The organism is Nocardioides sp. NBC_00163, assembly GCF_045206295.1.
Taxonomy (GTDB): domain Bacteria; phylum Actinomycetota; class Actinomycetes; order Propionibacteriales; family Nocardioidaceae; genus Nocardioides.
Window position 1 is genome coordinate 1 of sequence record NZ_CP108155.1, and the last position, 14,210, is coordinate 14,210.

Below are 14,210 nucleotides of genomic sequence, written 5' to 3' on the forward strand. Positions count from 1 at the left end.
GTGTGGCGCACGACGAGGGTGCCGAGATAGTGCTCCTCGGAGACGTACCAGTAGACCGTCGACATCACGTCCCAGCGCTCCTTGTCGTGGTCCCGGGCAGCGACGAACGCGTCGAAGTCCGTGCTGGCCGGCCCGAGCCAGTCGGTGTCGGTGCCGCGCAGGAGACAGTCGGCCTGTTCGCCGGTGAGATAGGAGGTGCGTACGGCCGTCGTCGGACGGACCAGGCGGGGTGGTTCGCTCAGCGTGATCATCGCCGGTCAGGCAACCACACTGCATGCTGCGAACGCACCAGGTTTTGACGGGGGCGGTGGCTAGATTGAGCCCATGAGCGAGGACGAGGGACGCAGGATGTTCGAGCCGGAGTCATGGGAGGAGCGCTACGCCGGCGAGGAGAAGGTCTGGAGCGGCAACCCGAACCCCCAGCTCGTCGCCGAGATCTCCGAACTGACGCCCGGCACTGCGCTCGATGTCGGCTGCGGCGAGGGCGGCGACGTCATCTGGCTCGCGCAGCAGGGCTGGACGGTCACCGGCGCCGACTTCTCGACCAACGGGCTGGCCCGGGCGAGGCGGCATGCCGAGGGCGCCGGGGTCGCGGACCGTACGTCCTGGTGGCAGGTCGACGCGCGCACCTTCGACGCCGAGGGACGCGAGTTCGACCTGGTCACGTGCCACTTCCTGCACACCCCCGACGGGAGCATGGTCGAGGTCGCCGGCCGCCTGGCCACCGCGGTCGCCCCCGGCGGCCACCTCCTCGTCGTCGGCCACGCGCCCTCCGAGGTCTTCGCCCGCCACGGCCACCACAACGCGATGTTCCTCGCCTCCGACCTGCTCCCCGGCCTGCCCGCCGGTTTCGAGCCGGTCGTCGTCGAGCAGCGCCCGCGCTTGACCATCCGCGACGGCGTCCCGGTCCAGATCGACGACTCGACCCTGCTCGCCCGCCGTGCCGGCTAGTCCAGGCACCACTCGTTTCCCTCGGGGTCCTGCATGACGATGAAGCCGAGGCTCATCGGCGGGTCGGGCTCGAAGCGGTGGACGCGGGTGGCTCCCAGCGCGACGACGCGCTCGCACTCCGCCTCGAGTGCGGCCATCCGCTCCTCACCCTGCAGCCCGGGAGCGGCCCGGACGTCGAGGTGGACGCGGTTCTTGGCGGTCTTCGACTCCGGCACGCGCTGAAAGAAGACGCGCGGACCGGCGCCTGCCGGATCCTCGATCGCCGAAGCGTTGTTGCGCTGGTCTTCCGGTACCCCGACACGAGCGAGGAACTCGTCCCACGCATCCAGCGGCTCGCTACCCTCGGCGACCTCGACCCCCGGTGGACCCGGATGGACGTAGCCGAGGACGTCCCGCCAGAACGTGGAGAGCGCGCGTGGGTCGTGCGCGTCGAAGGTGACCTGGAAGGTGCGGGTCTCGAGTGCCATGGCTCCACCATGACACCGAATCAGGACGGTCGGCGTCCGCTATCGACGATGAGCAGGAGCGGGCAGACCGAGGCCGCGGCGCTCCTCCATTCGCCCGGCGATCATGGGGACCACGATCGCGGCGGCGACGATGTGGGTCAGGCACAGGACGCCGACGAAGGCCAGATCGAACTCGAAGAACGGCAGCACGTCGGGGACCAACGAGAGCCCGGTGAGCACGATCATGGTGATCTGGAAGGTCGAGCGGGGCATCGTTGCCACCCGGATCATCACCTCGGCGATGATGATGCCGATCAGCGAGCAGTAGACGGTGAGCATCGGGAACGCCGCGAGCGGTACGTCGCCCACGCTGCTGCCGAAGTCGATCCCGGCCGCCTTGGCGATCACGGCCATCAGGCTGGTGGCGACCGCGGCGATGGCGGTGGCCACCAGCCCGCGTGGCCATACCCGCGCCGGGCGCTCCCGCACCGGAGTCATCTCCGCCGCCGTGGTCCGCCTGTGCTCGGGAAGGTAGAGGGTCATCTCGGGTGCTCCTTGATTGATGCTGAAACCAATTCACACTAAGAGAGACCCACTACCTCGACCGCATCCAGACGGCCGCAACCGGGCGTGATTCGCGCCACCCGGCGCGTCAGGTCAGGCCCCGACGTACGCCGCCAGGTGCTCGCCGGTGAGCGTCGACTTCTTGGCGACGAGCTCGGCGGGCGTACCTTCGAAGACGACCAGGCCGCCGTCGTGACCGGCACCCGGGCCGAGGTCGATGATCCAGTCGGCGTGAGCCATGACCGCCTGGTGGTGCTCGATCACGATCACCGACTTGCCGGCGTCGACCAGCTTGTCGAGCAGCGCCAGCAGGTTGTCGACGTCGGCGAGGTGGAGACCGGTGGTCGGCTCGTCCAGGACGTACGTCCCGCCCTTCTCCCCCAGGTGCATGGCCAGCTTGATCCGCTGCCGCTCGCCGCCGGAGAGGGTGTTGAGTGGCTGGCCGAGCTTGAGGTAGCCCAGCCCGACGTCCTGCATCCGTCCGAGGATGTTCGCCGCCGGCGGCACCTTCGACTCGCCCTCAGAGAAGAAGTCGTGCGCCTTGGCGACGGAGAGGTCGAGCACCTCGGCGATGTTGAGCTCGCCGAGGCGATACTCCAGCACCAGCGGCTGGAACCGCTTCCCGCCACAGTCCTCGCACGGGCTCGAGACGGTCTCCATGAACCCCAGCTCGGTGAAGATCATCCCGTTGCCCTTACAGGTCGGACACGCTCCCTCCGAGTTGGCGGAGAAGAGCGCCGGCTTCACACCGTTCGCCTTCGCGAACGCCTTGCGGATGGGCTCCAGAAGACCTGTGTACGTCGCCGGGTTGCTCCGTCGCGAGCCCTTGATCGCACTCTGGTCGACGAACTCCACATCGGTTCCGCGCGGGATCGAGTCGTGGATGAGCGAGGACTTGCCCGAGCCTGCCACACCGGTGACCACGGTCAACACTCCGAGCGGGATGTCGACGTCGACGTTCTTCAGGTTGTGCGAGGTCGCCCCACGGATCTCCAGATGGCCGGTCGGCTTGCGCACGCTGTCCTTCAGCGAGGCACGATGTCCCAGATGACGTCCGGTGAGGGTGTCCGCCTTCGCCAGGTCGTCGAACGTCCCCTCGAAGCAGATCGTCCCGCCGTCGCTGCCGGCCCCCGGTCCGAGGTCGAACACGCGGTCGGCGATCGCGATCGTCTCCGGCTTGTGCTCGACCACGAGCACGGTGTTGCCCTTGTCGCGCAGGTCCAGCAGCAGCTTGTTCATCCGCTCGATGTCGTGCGGGTGCAGCCCCACGGTGGGCTCGTCGAAGACGTAGGTCACATCGGTCAGGGCTGACCCCAGGTGCCGCACCATCTTCGTACGCTGCGCCTCACCGCCGCTCAGGGTCCCCGAAGGCCGGTCGAAGGAGAGATAGCCCAGCCCGATCTCGGTCATCGAGTCGCACAGGTGGAGGAGCGACCGGATCAGCGGGGCGACGCCCGGCTCGTCGATCCCGCGCAGCCATTCGGCGAGGTCGGTGATCTGCATGGCGGCGACCTCGCCGATGTCGAGGCCCCTGATCTTCGAGGAGCGGGCCGACTCGTTCAGACGGGTGCCGCCGCAGGTCGGGCACGACGCGAAGACGGCCGCACGCTCCACGAACGCCTTGATGTGCGGCTGCAGTTGCTCGGGGTCCTTGCTGAAGACCGACTCGCGCAGCTTGGGGATGAGCCCCTGGTACGTCATGTTCATCCCGAGCGCCTTGATCTTGCCCTTCTCCTTGTAGAGGAAGTCGTGGCGCTCGGTCTCTGTGTAGTCCTTGATCGGCTTGTCCCCGTCGAGGAGGCCCGTCTCGGCGAAGCCCTTCACCATCCAGCCGTCGGCCTTGTAGCCGGGCACGAGGATCGCGCCCTCGTTGAGCGACTTGGACTCGTCGACGATGGCAGCGAGATCCAGGTCGGAGACGACGCCGCGGCCCTCACACCTCGGGCACATGCCGCCGAGGTAGATCTCCTGCTTGATGACGTTCTTCTTGCCCGACTCCGTGACCGAGACACCACCGACCTTGGTGGTCGGGATGTTGAACGAGAACGCTGTCGCTCCGCCGATGTAGGGATCCCCCAGGCGTGAGAAGAGCTGGCGAAGCATCGCGTGGCCGTCGGTGACCGTGCCGAGCGTCGAGCGCGGGTTGGCGCCGAGCCGCTCCTGGTCGACCAGGATGGCGGTGGTCAGCCCCTCCATCGCGTCGACCTCGGGCCGCGGCAGGCTGGGCATGAACCCCTGGATGAACGTCGAGTACGTCTCGTCGATCAGCCGCCGCGACTCCGCCGCGATCGTGCCGAAGACCAGCGAGGACTTCCCCGACCCCGACACCCCGGTGAACACCGAGAGCCGGCGCTTGGGGATCTCGACCGAGACGTCCTTGAGGTTGTTCTGCCGGGCCCCCTGGACACGGATCAGGTCGTGAGTGTCTGCGCTGTGCTCGTTCGAGCCGGGGTCGGTCATGGCGATCAGGCTAGTCGGAGGCGTGAATCCAGGCCTGCACATTTCCGACTCACTTGACCTGCTGCAGCCGGATGGTGTTGCCGGCCGGGTCGCGGAAGGAGCAGTCCCGCATGCCCCAGTCCTGGTCGGTCGGCTCCGACATGATCTCGCCGCCGCTGGCCTCGATACCGGCCTGGATCTTCTCGAACGCGGCGTCGACGTCGGTGGAGGAGAGCATCAGGCTGGCGAAGGTGCCCTTGGCCATCATCTCCTGGATCACCCGGCCCTCCTCCTCGCTGATGTTCGGGTCGGCCAGTGGCGGATAGAGCACGACGCTCACACCGGGCTGCGCCGGCGGCCCGATCGTGAGCCAGCGCATCGCCTCGTACCCGACGTCCTTCCTCACCTCGAACCCCAGCAGGTCGCGGTAGAACCTCAGCGAGGCCTCGGGGTCGGTGTGCGGCAGGTAGCTGTGGCAGATGTTGATGTCCATGCACTCAGGCTAGGTAAGGATCGGGCCTTGGCGCTTCTCGATTCCTGATCGAACTCCGTCTGATCGGACGGGTGACCTGCTTGGACACGCACGGAGGGATCCCGGCCTCTCCGGCGACGGCCCTCTCCCGGTAGACGCTCGGCGACATTCCGACGAGCTCGCTGAACCGGGTGGAGAAGGTGCCCAGCGAGGAGAACCCGACCTCGAAGCAGATGTCGGTGACGCTGAGATCACCGCGCCGCAGCAGCGTCATCGCCCGCTCCACGCGGCGGGTCATCAGATAGGAGTACGGCGGCTCACCGTAGGCCTTCTTGAACTCCCTGCTCAGATGGCCGGCCGACATGTGTACGCCGGCAGCGAGAGCCTCTACATCCAGCGGCTGCGCGTACTCCCGGTCGACCCGGTCCTTGACCTTCCGAAGCAGCTTCAGGTCGCGTAGTCGCTGCTCCTGATCGGGTTTCGTCGTCACCCTCCGATCCTCCCATTTGATGAATCTGCCGCGTGTCGAAGTAAAAGTGTCGAATTCGGGCGCGCACACTCGTGGAGTAGGTGAAGGCACAAAACGCGGATAGGAGAAAGTCATGTGGGACACAGTTCAGAACCCCGAGAGCACCAACGTACACAGCTTCCCGATGTCGCACTTCCTGCCGTGCCCGCGATGCGGCCACGAGGTGCACACCTACCTGGCCTGCAGCGACACGTGCTCGTGCGCCCCGGTCGTGATGCCCGGCAGCGTCTCGCTCGCCGCCTAGATCTTGAGCCCGGACTCGATCGCGAAGACGACGAGCTGGGCGCGGTCACGGGCATGCAGCTTCACCATCGCGCGCGAGACATGCGTACGGACCGTGTCCGGGCTGACCACGAGCTCGGCGGCGATCTCGGCGTTCGAGCGGCCGGTGGCCACCCAAGCGACCATCTCCCGCTCACGCTCGGTCAGATCACCCAGACGCGGATGCGGGTTCGCCGCCCGTCGTGAGGAGCCGAACTCCTCGATGACCCGCTTGGTCACCGTTGGAGCGAGCAGCGAGCCACCGTCGGCGACGACCCGGATCGCGTCGAGCAGCGCGACCGGCTCGGCGTCCTTGAGCAGGAACCCGCTCGCTCCCAGCCGCAGCGCCTCGAAGACGTACTCATCGAGCTCGAAGGTCGTCAGCATCACCACCCGTACGTCCTTCAGCGAGGGGTCGCGGGTGACCTGCTCCAGCAGGCCGAGGCCGTCGAGGACCGGCATCCGGATGTCGCACAGGACCACGTCGGGGTGGGTGCGGCGCAGCATCGGCAGCGCCGCGCTCCCGTCGGAGGCCTCGCCGACTACCTCCAGGTCGGGTTCGGCGCCGATCATCGTCGCCAGGCCCATGCGCACGAGGGGCTGGTCATCGACCAGAGCAACCCTGATCAGCGTGTGATCGGTGATGCTCATGCCAGCCCCTCCGCGCCACCCGCCGAGGACCCTGAAAGCGGGAGGGAAGCCCGCAGCCGGAAGCCCCGTACCTCCGGCCCCGCCTCTAGGGTGCCCCCAAGTGCCTCCACGCGCGACCGCATTCCCACAATTCCCATCCCGGGACGCCTTTCCCCGCTCAACATGTCCGATCCCCGCCCGTCGTCGTCGACTGTCACGACCATCTCGGCCGCGGGGGTCGAGACGATCGACACCTCGGCTCGCGTCGCTGCGGCATGCCGCAGCACGTTGGTGAGCCCCTCCTGGACCACTGCGTACGCGGCCCGCTCAGCCTCCGCCGACGCCGAATCCACCTCGAGGCGGAGGGAGACCTCCAGCCCCCCGGTACGCACCCGCTCGACGAGAGCAGGCAGGTCGGCGAGCCCGTGCTCCGGTGCCCGCGGTGCCGGACCGGCGCCGGTCTCGGTGTCGGTCAGCCGGGCCAGCTGCCGGCGCAGCAGGTCGAGCGACTCCTTGCTCTCGGCACGGATCGCCTCCAGGTTGCGGCGGGCCGCCTCGGGATCGCGGTCGAGGACGTGCAGCGCGGCACCGGCCTGCATCGCGATCACCGCGAGCCCGTGACCGACGCCGTCGTGCAGGTCGGCGGCCATCCGCACCCGTTCCTCGCTGACCACCCGTCGTTGCCGTTGGGCCCGGGCCTCGTTGCGCGAGCGCAGCGCACTCGCGATCGCACCGCAGGCGGCGATGAGCGCCACCTGCCCGAAGGCCTGCCACAGCGAGAGGTCACTCTCCGGGCCGCCACCCTGTCCCCAGGGCCCTCGCCCGGAACCGCCGTCGAGCTGGGGGCTCTCGGGACTCAGCACCATCCCGGTGGCGACCAGCGCCGCGGCCACGGCCGCCCACCCGATCCAGCGTCGCGGCGGCAGCGACAGTGCCACCGCGAAGGTGACCACGGGCACGGCCATGAAGATCGGTCCCTCGGCATAGCCCGCGGTGAAATAGGCCCCGGCGCACAGCCCGCTGACCGCGAGCATCCAGCCGCGAGGCCGCTGCAGGAGCACCGGGAGGATGGCGACGAGGGCGAGCAGTGCCCCGAGGAGCGCCGGGCCCCGGGTGTCGGTGCGGGCGTTGCTGCCCAGTGAGCCGACCAGCTCCACCACGACGACCAGCCACGGCAGCCAGTGGCGACGGATCCGGGACATGGACCTGACCCTAGTTCGCGCGGCCGCGCGAGGCGTACGACAAATGCGGCCAGCCGCCTACGCAGATCTGCGTAACCGGGAGCATCGCCGACGCCGATGCGACCCAGGGGCAGTCACGAGAGCGTGAGAGGCATGAACGAACGAGTGGTTGAGACCGACGGGCTGACGAAGCGGTACGGCGACAGGCTCGCCGTCGACCGGGTCAGCATGACCGTCATGCGTGGCGAGGTGTACGGCTTCCTCGGCCCCAACGGGGCCGGCAAGACGACCACCTTGCGGATGATGCTCGGCCTGATCCGGCCCACCGCCGGAACGGCCAGCGTCCTGGGCCGTCCCGCCGGACGACCCGAGGTCACTGCCCGCATCGGCGCCCTGATCGAGGGCCCCGGCTTCTACCCCTACCTGAACGGCCGCGACAACCTGCGCACGTTGGCGCGCTACCAGGGGCTGCCGAACACCGAGGTCGACCGGGTGCTCGAGATGGTCGACCTCGCCGACCGGGCGAAGGACGCCTTCAAGGGCTACTCGCTCGGGATGAAGCAGCGCCTCGGCGTCGCCGCCGCGATGCTCGGCTCACCGGACCTGCTGGTCCTCGACGAGCCCACCAACGGGCTCGACCCGGCCGGCATGGCCGACATGCGGGCCCTGGTCGTCTCGCTCGCCGAGGCCGGCCAGACGGTGATCCTCTCCAGCCACATCCTCGCGGAGGTGCAGGAGATCTGCGATCGCGTCGGTGTGATCAACAACGGCCGCCTGCTGCGCGAGTCCACCGTCGCCGACCTGCGCGGTGGCGCGACGCTACGCGTCCGGGCCACCCCCGAGGACGCCGCCCTGGCTGCACTGATGCGGATGGCCGGCGACGAGGACGTACGCCGCATCGGCAACGAGACGCTCGAGGTCGACCTGCCCGTCACCGCGGCCCCCGATGTCGTACGTCAGCTGGTCGCCCACTCCATCGATGTCCACGAGGTCACCGTCGCGGAGCGTTCCCTGGAGGATGTCTTCTTCGAGATGACCAGCAAGGAGCTCGTGTCATGAACGCTCTCATCAACAGCACCCGCGCCGAGCTGCTCCGCCTGCGCAAGTGGTCGGCGATCTGGGTGATCGTCGGCGCCTGGCTGGCGCTGTCGCTCTCCTTCGGGTACGTCTTCAACTACGTCGCCTACAAGACCGGCGACGACAACTTCGCCGGCGACGGCGCAAGCAACGCCCAGCTCCTCTCCGAGCTGATGCCGAGCGCCATCCCCGACGTCATCGTCAGCGGCCTGCCGATGTTCGGTGGTGCCCTGGCGATGGTGGTCGGTGCGTTGGTGGCCGGCAACGGGTTCGGCTGGGGCACCTGGAAGACCGTCTTCACCCAGGGGCCGAGCCGGTTCGCCGCCGTCGGCGGCTCGCTGACCGCGGTGACGATCTTCATCTTCGCGATGATGACCGCGACCCTGGCTCTGTGCGCGGGTGTCTCGGTGGCGATCGCGGCGAGCGAGGGCCAGTCGATCACCATGCCGGCCCTGAGCGATCTGGCGCAGTCCTTCGGCTCCGGGTTCCTGGTGCTGGAGATGTGGGCGCTGCTCGGGTTCCTCGTCGGCGTGCTCGCCAAGGGGCCGGCGCTCGCCGTCGGACTGGGGCTGGTCTGGTCGCTGGTGGTGGAGAACCTGCTCCGTGGGGTCGGCAGCCTGCTCCCGGGCATCGAGACCGTCACCGACGCCCTCCCGGGCACCGCCGGAGGCTCGTTGGCAGGCGCGATCATCGGCGGGCCCAACGGCACTCCGGGCGTCCTCGACGCGATCTCCGGCGAGCGGGCGCTGGTCACCGTGGCGGCGTACGTCCTGGTCGCCGCGGTCGCGGCGGTGGTCGTGATGAGGCGACGCGACCTCGCGTGAACGGCGCTTAACACACCTCGAGGCATGTCGATGACATGATCTCGGGGTGTGGCCGCGTACGCGAGTGTGATCCTCGTTAAGTCTACTGTGTTTGTGGACAACAACCGCGTTGTCTCAGCACTTTCGACATCCAGAAGAGGTTCCCACCCGTGTCCTCCAACACGCCTGAGCCCACCCCGCTCATCGAGGCCCCCAAGTCCAAGCTCCCGCTGATCATCGGGATCGTCGTCGTCGCCGCCATCGTGATCGGCGGCCTTGCCTTCTTCCTCACCCGCGACGACGACGCGGGCAGCGAGCTGACCAAGGTGTCCATCGGCGTCGTCGGCGCCGACGACCCCTACTGGAAGACCTTCCAGGACGCCGCTCGCGAGGAGGGCATCGACCTCGAGGTCAAGAACTTCGGTGACTACAACCAGCCCAACCCGGCGCTGTCGGAGGGCGAGCTCGACCTCAACCAGTTCCAGCACATCATCTTCCTGGCCGACTACAACGTCCAGAACGACGACGACCTGGTGGCGCTCGGCTCGACCGCGACCTATCCCCTGGGTCTCTACTCCTCGAAGTACACCTCGCTCGACGACATCAAGGCCGGCGAGACCGTGATCGTCCCCGACGACGAGACCAACCAGGCCCGCGGCCTGGTGCTGCTGCAGTCCAAGGGCCTGATCGAGCTGACCGACGGTGGCACTCCGTTCAGCACCGTCAAGGAGGTCGACACCGCCGCCTCCAAGGTGAAGGTCCGGGCGGTCCAGGCCTCGATCACCGCCTCCTCGCTCCCCGACGTCGCCGCGGCGATCATCAACAACGACTTCGTCGAGGACGCCGGCCTGAAGTTCGAGGACGCGCTCGCGACCGACGATCCCTCCGACCCGAAGGCGCTCCCCTACGTCAACATCTTCGCCGTACGCGCCGAGGACAAGGACAACGCGACCTACAAGAAGCTCGTCGAGATCTTCCAGACCAACGAGGACGTGCAGCAGGGGGTCTACGAGACCTCCGGCAACACCGCCGAGCTGGTGAAGATCCCGGTCGAGGACCTGCAGAAGTCGCTCGATGACACCGAGAAGCAGGTGGAGGAGCGTCAGTGACGCACTCGGCCAACGTTGCGGAGCCGCTGGTGCGGCTCCGCAACGTCACCAAGACCTACCCGGCTGCGAAGGGTCGCAACGAGGTCAACGCCGTGGTCGATGTCGACCTCGACATCGCTGCCGGTGACGTACAGGCGATCGTCGGCTACTCCGGGGCCGGCAAGTCCACCCTGGTCCGGCTGCTCAACGGCCTCGAGCCGGCCACTTCGGGCTCCATCCAGGTCGGCGGCACCGAGCTGGTCGGTCTGCACGAGCGCCAGCTGCGGCCGATCCGGCTGGGCATCGGGATGATCTTCCAGCAGTTCAACCTCTTCGAGTCGCGTACGGTCTGGGGCAACCTGGCCTACCCGCTACAGATCGCCGGCGTCGACAAGGCCGAGCAGCAGCGCCGGATCTCCGAGCTGCTCCACTTCGTCGGGCTCCCTGACAAGGCCCACACCTACCCGCGCAACCTCTCGGGCGGACAGAAGCAGCGCGTCGGCATCGCCCGCGCGCTCACCACCAACCCGTCCCTGCTGCTCGCCGACGAGGCCACCAGCGCACTCGACCCGGAGACGACCCACGAGGTGCTGCGCCTCCTGAAGCGGGTCAACGAGGAGTTCGGCACCACGATCGTGGCGATCACCCACGAGATGGAGGTCGTCCGCGAGCTCGCCGACCACGTCGCGGTCATGGAGAACGGACGCATCGTGGAGTCTGGTGCCGTCTACGACGTCTTCTCGGCACCTCGGCAGCCAGTCACCCGGCGCTTCGTCGGCACCGTCGTCGACGACGAGCCCGCCCCCGACGCGCTGGCGGCACTGCGGTCCCGCCATCCCGGCCGGTTCGTGAAGGTCGAGCTGCGCGAGGGCGGGCCCCGCCAGACCGACATCTTCGCGGTCCTCCTCGAGCGCGGGATCGCCTTCGAGCTCGTCTTCGGCGGCATCGAGGAGATCCAGGGCGCCACCTTCGGCAACCTGACGCTCGCCCTCGACGGTCCTACGACCTCGGTCGACGAGGCCGTACGCGAGCTCGCCGCCCTCGTCCCCGCCAAGGAGCTGTGATGCTGACCGCTCTCCCCACCGACACCCGCCTCGGCGAGCTGTGGCCGGACATCTGGCAGGCCACCGGCGAGACGCTGCTCATGGTCGCGCTGACGATGCTGATCGGCGGCACCCTGGGACTGCTGCTCGCGCTCGGGCTCTACCTGACCCGCAAGGGTGGGCTCTACGAGAACGTCACCGTCTCGGTCATCCTCAACGTACTGGTCAACTTCTTCCGGCCGATCCCGTTCATCATCTTCATCGCCGCCGTCCAACCGGCGGCGCGGCTGGTCGTCGGCACCGGAATCGGCATGCCGGCGGTCGTGTTCTCGCTGATCCTCGCCGCGATGTTCGGCATCGCCCGGATCATCGAGCAGAACCTCGTGACCGTCCCGCCGGGAGTGATCGAAGCCGCCCGGGCGATGGGCGCGAGCCGTGCCCGGATCGCCGCCACCGTCGTCCTCCCCGAGGCGTTGGCGCCGATCATCCTCGGCTACACCTTCGCCTTCGTGGCGGTCGTCGACATGTCGGCGGTCGCCGGCCTGATCGCGGGTGGCGGTCTGGGCAGCTTCGCCCAGACCTTCGGCTACCGGCAGTACGACCCGACCGTCACCTGGGTCTGCGTGCTCATCCTGGTCGCGCTCGTGCAGGTCATCCAGCTGCTCGGCAACACGCTCTCGGCGCGGATCCTGCGCCGCTGAGGCTCGGCGACGACCCTCAGGCGCGAGCCAGGATCTCGCCGTGGAGGACGGAGAACCAACCGTCCTCCGCCTCAGCCCACGACCGCCACCCGTCCGCGACCCGGGCGAGGTCGGCGGTCGTGGCGTCTCCGGAGTCGATGAGCTGGCGAGCGACCGCCGAGTCGGTGAACCGGTCGGCCCACAGCCCGCCCCACCAGGCCCGGTCCTCAGCGGTGGAGAAGCACCAGGTGCTCGAGGTGGCCACGATGTCGTCGAACCCGGCAGCGCGTGCCCAGGAGACCAGCCGCCGGCCCGCGTCGGGCTCACCGCCGTTGGCCCGCGCGGCGTGGCGGTAGAGGCGCAGCCACTCGGTCAGCCCGGCCGACTCCGGCCACCAGACGAAGGCCGCGTAGTCGCTGTCCCTTGCCGCGACGATGCCTCCGGGCTTCGTCACCCGTCGCATCTCCCGCAGCGCCTGCACCGGGTCCTTCACGTGCTGCAGCACCTGATGGGCGTGAACCACGTCGTACGCATCGTCCTCGATGCTCAGGGCGTGCACGTCCTCGACCCGGAAGTCGATGTTCGTGACTCCCCTGGCCTCGGCGGACTGCCGGGAGAGCTCGAGCTCCGCCTCCCCGATCTCCGTGGCGGTCACGTGAGCGACCCGGCCGGCGAGATCGAGCGTGATCGTCCCCGGCCCGGCACCCACGTCGAGCAGGCGCTGCTCAGGGCTCAGCCGAGGCAACAGGTACGCAGCGGAGTTCTCCGCCGTACGCCACCGGTGCGAGCGCAGGACCGACTCGTGATGGCCATGGGTGTAGGTCGACATGCATCGACTCTACGCGCGAAATCCCGAAAGATGAGACAGCAATATCGCTATACGGACATGCGCGGAAGCGTCGAGTCGGCGCACCCGAGCCGCCGCCGGGCCCAGAGCATCCCGCCCAGGAGCCCGCCAAGGAGCAGCGTGTTGAGCACGATCACCACGCCGGTCTCGAACGGCGCCGCGCCACCGCCCGGCCGCGCATCCTCGGGCGGCACCTCGTGACGGTCGAAGACGACCTGCCCCTGGTCGGAGGCCCGGGGCTCGTCGGCCCTTGCCGCGCTCAGCGCCGCGGAGGCGAGTACGACGGCAACCATCCCGGCGAGCAGAATCCGCAAGGTGCGACTCATCATGCTCACGAGCGTGCGCGCCGGGGCCGTCAGGAACCCGACGCACACCGTCCCTACCGGCAACAACCCGGTGAACAATCAGGAGGTGTCGATCAGGTCGAGATCAGCCGGTTGAACACCCGGTTGGCCCAGCTCGGGGTGACTCCGGAGAGGCCGAGCAGGACGCGCGCCTTGGTGCCGACGCCGCGATGGACTCCACCGAGGAGACCGTGGCCGCTGGTCGCGGCGGCGTAGACCGACTCCGCGACGTCGTCGGGAGTGAGCGAGACCTTGAGCCGCCGCAGCGCCGGGAAGTCATGACCCCACACCATCGAGGTGTCGGCGAAGAGCGGCCACAGGGCCGTCACCGTGATCCCGTCGCCGGACCACTCCAGGTCGAGAGCCTCGGAGAGGCCGCGTACGGCGAACTTGGTGGCCGAGTAGATCGCCATGCCCGGCTGGCCGTAGATGGCCGAGGCGGAAGCGAGGTTGACGACGTGGGAACCGGGCCGCAGGAACGGGCGTGCGAGGTGGCACCCGTTGACCAGGCCTTTGACGTTGACGTCGATGATCGCCTGCTGCCGATCCAGCGGGAGCTCGGCGAACTTGCCGATCTGGATGATGCCGGCGTTGTTGACGAGTACGTCGAGGCTGCCGCCGCTCACGGCGACGAAGCCGTCCAGGGCGGTCTGCCAGGACCCGGCGTCGCGTACGTCGAGGGTTCCGGTGACCAGCTCGCCGGCGAGCGACTCGACCTCGGTCGTCAGCGATGCCAGGCCGTCGAGGTCGATGTCGTAGGCGCCGACCAGCCACCCCTCACGGGCGAAACGGAGCGCGGTCGCCCGGCCGATGCCGGCGGCAGCGCCGGTGATCAGTACGGATCTCGGCACGCCG

General features: G+C 68.6%; 17 protein-coding genes. 7 read left to right on the top strand and 10 right to left on the bottom strand.

All coding sequences use genetic code 11. The features are described 5' to 3' along the window. Positions 1-324 precede the first annotated feature (324 nt). Complete coding sequence (locus tag OG801_RS00005) at positions 325-951, top strand: class I SAM-dependent methyltransferase (RefSeq protein WP_406032700.1); 627 nt, start codon at positions 325-327, stop codon at positions 949-951. Here the strand turns inward: OG801_RS00005 and OG801_RS00010 are convergent. The 5 genes from OG801_RS00010 to OG801_RS00030 all read right to left on the bottom strand — a co-directional run bounded on the left by OG801_RS00010 (position 948) and on the right by OG801_RS00030 (position 5,362). Next, positions 948-1,418: a VOC family protein gene (locus OG801_RS00010; RefSeq protein WP_406032702.1), complete on the bottom strand. Its 471-nt coding sequence runs from the start codon at positions 1,416-1,418 to the stop codon at positions 948-950. The genes OG801_RS00005 and OG801_RS00010 overlap by 4 nt on opposite strands. 39 nt (positions 1,419-1,457) lie before the next feature. After that, positions 1,458-1,940 carry a DUF6069 family protein gene (locus OG801_RS00015; RefSeq protein ID WP_406032704.1) on the bottom strand — a complete coding sequence of 161 codons (483 nt, stop codon included), beginning with the start codon at positions 1,938-1,940 and terminating at the stop codon, positions 1,458-1,460. Positions 1,941-2,054: 114 nt separating this feature from the next. After that, on the bottom strand, positions 2,055-4,421 hold the full coding sequence (locus tag OG801_RS00020) for an excinuclease ABC subunit UvrA (protein WP_406032706.1): 2,367 nt from the start codon (positions 4,419-4,421) through the stop codon (positions 2,055-2,057). Between the two features lie 49 nt (positions 4,422-4,470). Beyond that, the gene (locus OG801_RS00025; protein ID WP_406032708.1) at positions 4,471-4,893 is read right to left on the bottom strand and encodes a VOC family protein; all 423 of its coding nucleotides are present in this window, start codon (positions 4,891-4,893) and stop codon (positions 4,471-4,473) included. Between the two features lie 4 nt (positions 4,894-4,897). Further along, positions 4,898-5,362: a helix-turn-helix transcriptional regulator gene (locus OG801_RS00030; RefSeq protein ID WP_355021448.1), complete on the bottom strand. Its 465-nt coding sequence runs from the start codon at positions 5,360-5,362 to the stop codon at positions 4,898-4,900. Positions 5,363-5,474: 112 nt separating this feature from the next. On the opposite strand from OG801_RS00030, the gene OG801_RS00035 reads away from it, so the two are divergent. Continuing rightward, on the top strand, positions 5,475-5,645 hold the full coding sequence (locus OG801_RS00035) for a hypothetical protein (protein ID WP_355021449.1): 171 nt from the start codon (positions 5,475-5,477) through the stop codon (positions 5,643-5,645). Here OG801_RS00035 and OG801_RS00040 read toward each other — a convergent pair. After that, the gene (locus tag OG801_RS00040; protein WP_355021450.1) at positions 5,642-6,313 is read right to left on the bottom strand and encodes a response regulator transcription factor; all 672 of its coding nucleotides are present in this window, start codon (positions 6,311-6,313) and stop codon (positions 5,642-5,644) included. The genes OG801_RS00035 and OG801_RS00040 overlap by 4 nt on opposite strands. Next, positions 6,310-7,494: a sensor histidine kinase gene (locus tag OG801_RS00045; protein WP_406032711.1), complete on the bottom strand. Its 1,185-nt coding sequence runs from the start codon at positions 7,492-7,494 to the stop codon at positions 6,310-6,312. Before OG801_RS00045 ends, OG801_RS00040 begins: the two co-directional genes overlap by 4 nt. A gap of 132 nt (positions 7,495-7,626) precedes the next feature. Here OG801_RS00045 and OG801_RS00050 point away from each other — a divergent pair, with 132 nt between their 5' ends. From OG801_RS00050 to OG801_RS00070, 5 genes are all read left to right on the top strand, one after another. Continuing rightward, positions 7,627-8,532 carry an ABC transporter ATP-binding protein gene (locus tag OG801_RS00050; protein WP_406032713.1) on the top strand — a complete coding sequence of 302 codons (906 nt, stop codon included), beginning with the start codon at positions 7,627-7,629 and terminating at the stop codon, positions 8,530-8,532. Then, the gene (locus OG801_RS00055) at positions 8,529-9,374 is read left to right on the top strand and encodes an ABC transporter permease (protein WP_406032714.1); all 846 of its coding nucleotides are present in this window, start codon (positions 8,529-8,531) and stop codon (positions 9,372-9,374) included. Before OG801_RS00050 ends, OG801_RS00055 begins: the two co-directional genes overlap by 4 nt. 149 nt (positions 9,375-9,523) lie before the next feature. Further along, positions 9,524-10,462 (top strand): MetQ/NlpA family ABC transporter substrate-binding protein, encoded by a 939-nt coding sequence (locus OG801_RS00060; RefSeq protein ID WP_406032716.1) that lies wholly within the window; start codon positions 9,524-9,526, stop codon positions 10,460-10,462. Then, positions 10,459-11,505, top strand: a complete 1,047-nt coding sequence (locus OG801_RS00065) for a methionine ABC transporter ATP-binding protein (RefSeq protein WP_406032718.1) — start codon at positions 10,459-10,461, stop codon at positions 11,503-11,505. The genes OG801_RS00060 and OG801_RS00065 overlap by 4 nt, the downstream gene beginning before the upstream one ends. Further along, positions 11,505-12,185, top strand: a complete 681-nt coding sequence (locus OG801_RS00070) for a methionine ABC transporter permease (protein WP_355019961.1) — start codon at positions 11,505-11,507, stop codon at positions 12,183-12,185. The genes OG801_RS00065 and OG801_RS00070 overlap by 1 nt, the downstream gene beginning before the upstream one ends. 16 nt (positions 12,186-12,201) lie before the next feature. Here OG801_RS00070 and OG801_RS00075 read toward each other — a convergent pair whose 3' ends face one another. The 3 genes from OG801_RS00075 to OG801_RS00085 form a co-directional block, all read right to left on the bottom strand. Then, the gene (locus OG801_RS00075; protein ID WP_406032720.1) at positions 12,202-12,993 is read right to left on the bottom strand and encodes a class I SAM-dependent methyltransferase; all 792 of its coding nucleotides are present in this window, start codon (positions 12,991-12,993) and stop codon (positions 12,202-12,204) included. A gap of 47 nt (positions 12,994-13,040) precedes the next feature. Then, a complete protein-coding gene (locus tag OG801_RS00080) occupies positions 13,041-13,340 on the bottom strand; it encodes a hypothetical protein (protein ID WP_355019963.1) in 300 nt (99 codons plus the stop codon). Between the two features lie 89 nt (positions 13,341-13,429). After that, positions 13,430-14,206: an SDR family oxidoreductase gene (locus tag OG801_RS00085; RefSeq protein WP_355019964.1), complete on the bottom strand. Its 777-nt coding sequence runs from the start codon at positions 14,204-14,206 to the stop codon at positions 13,430-13,432. Positions 14,207-14,210 lie beyond the last annotated feature (4 nt).

Excerpts from the sequence above, each read along its gene's own strand:
- OG801_RS00035 (WP_355021449.1), top strand. The coding sequence starts at position 5,475 with ATGTGGGACACAGTTCAGAACCCCGAGAGCACCAACGTACACAGCTTC.
- OG801_RS00080 (WP_355019963.1), bottom strand. The coding sequence starts at position 13,340 with ATGATGAGTCGCACCTTGCGGATTCTGCTCGCCGGGATGGTTGCCGTC.
- OG801_RS00055 (WP_406032714.1), top strand. The coding sequence starts at position 8,529 with ATGAACGCTCTCATCAACAGCACCCGCGCCGAGCTGCTCCGCCTGCGC.
- OG801_RS00015 (WP_406032704.1), bottom strand. The coding sequence starts at position 1,940 with ATGACCCTCTACCTTCCCGAGCACAGGCGGACCACGGCGGCGGAGATG.
- OG801_RS00075 (WP_406032720.1), bottom strand. The coding sequence starts at position 12,993 with ATGTCGACCTACACCCATGGCCATCACGAGTCGGTCCTGCGCTCGCAC.
- OG801_RS00040 (WP_355021450.1), bottom strand. The coding sequence starts at position 6,313 with ATGAGCATCACCGATCACACGCTGATCAGGGTTGCTCTGGTCGATGAC.
- OG801_RS00050 (WP_406032713.1), top strand. The coding sequence starts at position 7,627 with ATGAACGAACGAGTGGTTGAGACCGACGGGCTGACGAAGCGGTACGGC.
- OG801_RS00045 (WP_406032711.1), bottom strand. The coding sequence starts at position 7,494 with ATGTCCCGGATCCGTCGCCACTGGCTGCCGTGGCTGGTCGTCGTGGTG.
- OG801_RS00020 (WP_406032706.1), bottom strand. The coding sequence starts at position 4,421 with ATGACCGACCCCGGCTCGAACGAGCACAGCGCAGACACTCACGACCTG.
- OG801_RS00010 (WP_406032702.1), bottom strand. The coding sequence starts at position 1,418 with ATGGCACTCGAGACCCGCACCTTCCAGGTCACCTTCGACGCGCACGAC.
- OG801_RS00025 (WP_406032708.1), bottom strand. The coding sequence starts at position 4,893 with ATGGACATCAACATCTGCCACAGCTACCTGCCGCACACCGACCCCGAG.
- OG801_RS00005 (WP_406032700.1), top strand. The coding sequence starts at position 325 with ATGAGCGAGGACGAGGGACGCAGGATGTTCGAGCCGGAGTCATGGGAG.
- OG801_RS00070 (WP_355019961.1), top strand. The coding sequence starts at position 11,505 with ATGCTGACCGCTCTCCCCACCGACACCCGCCTCGGCGAGCTGTGGCCG.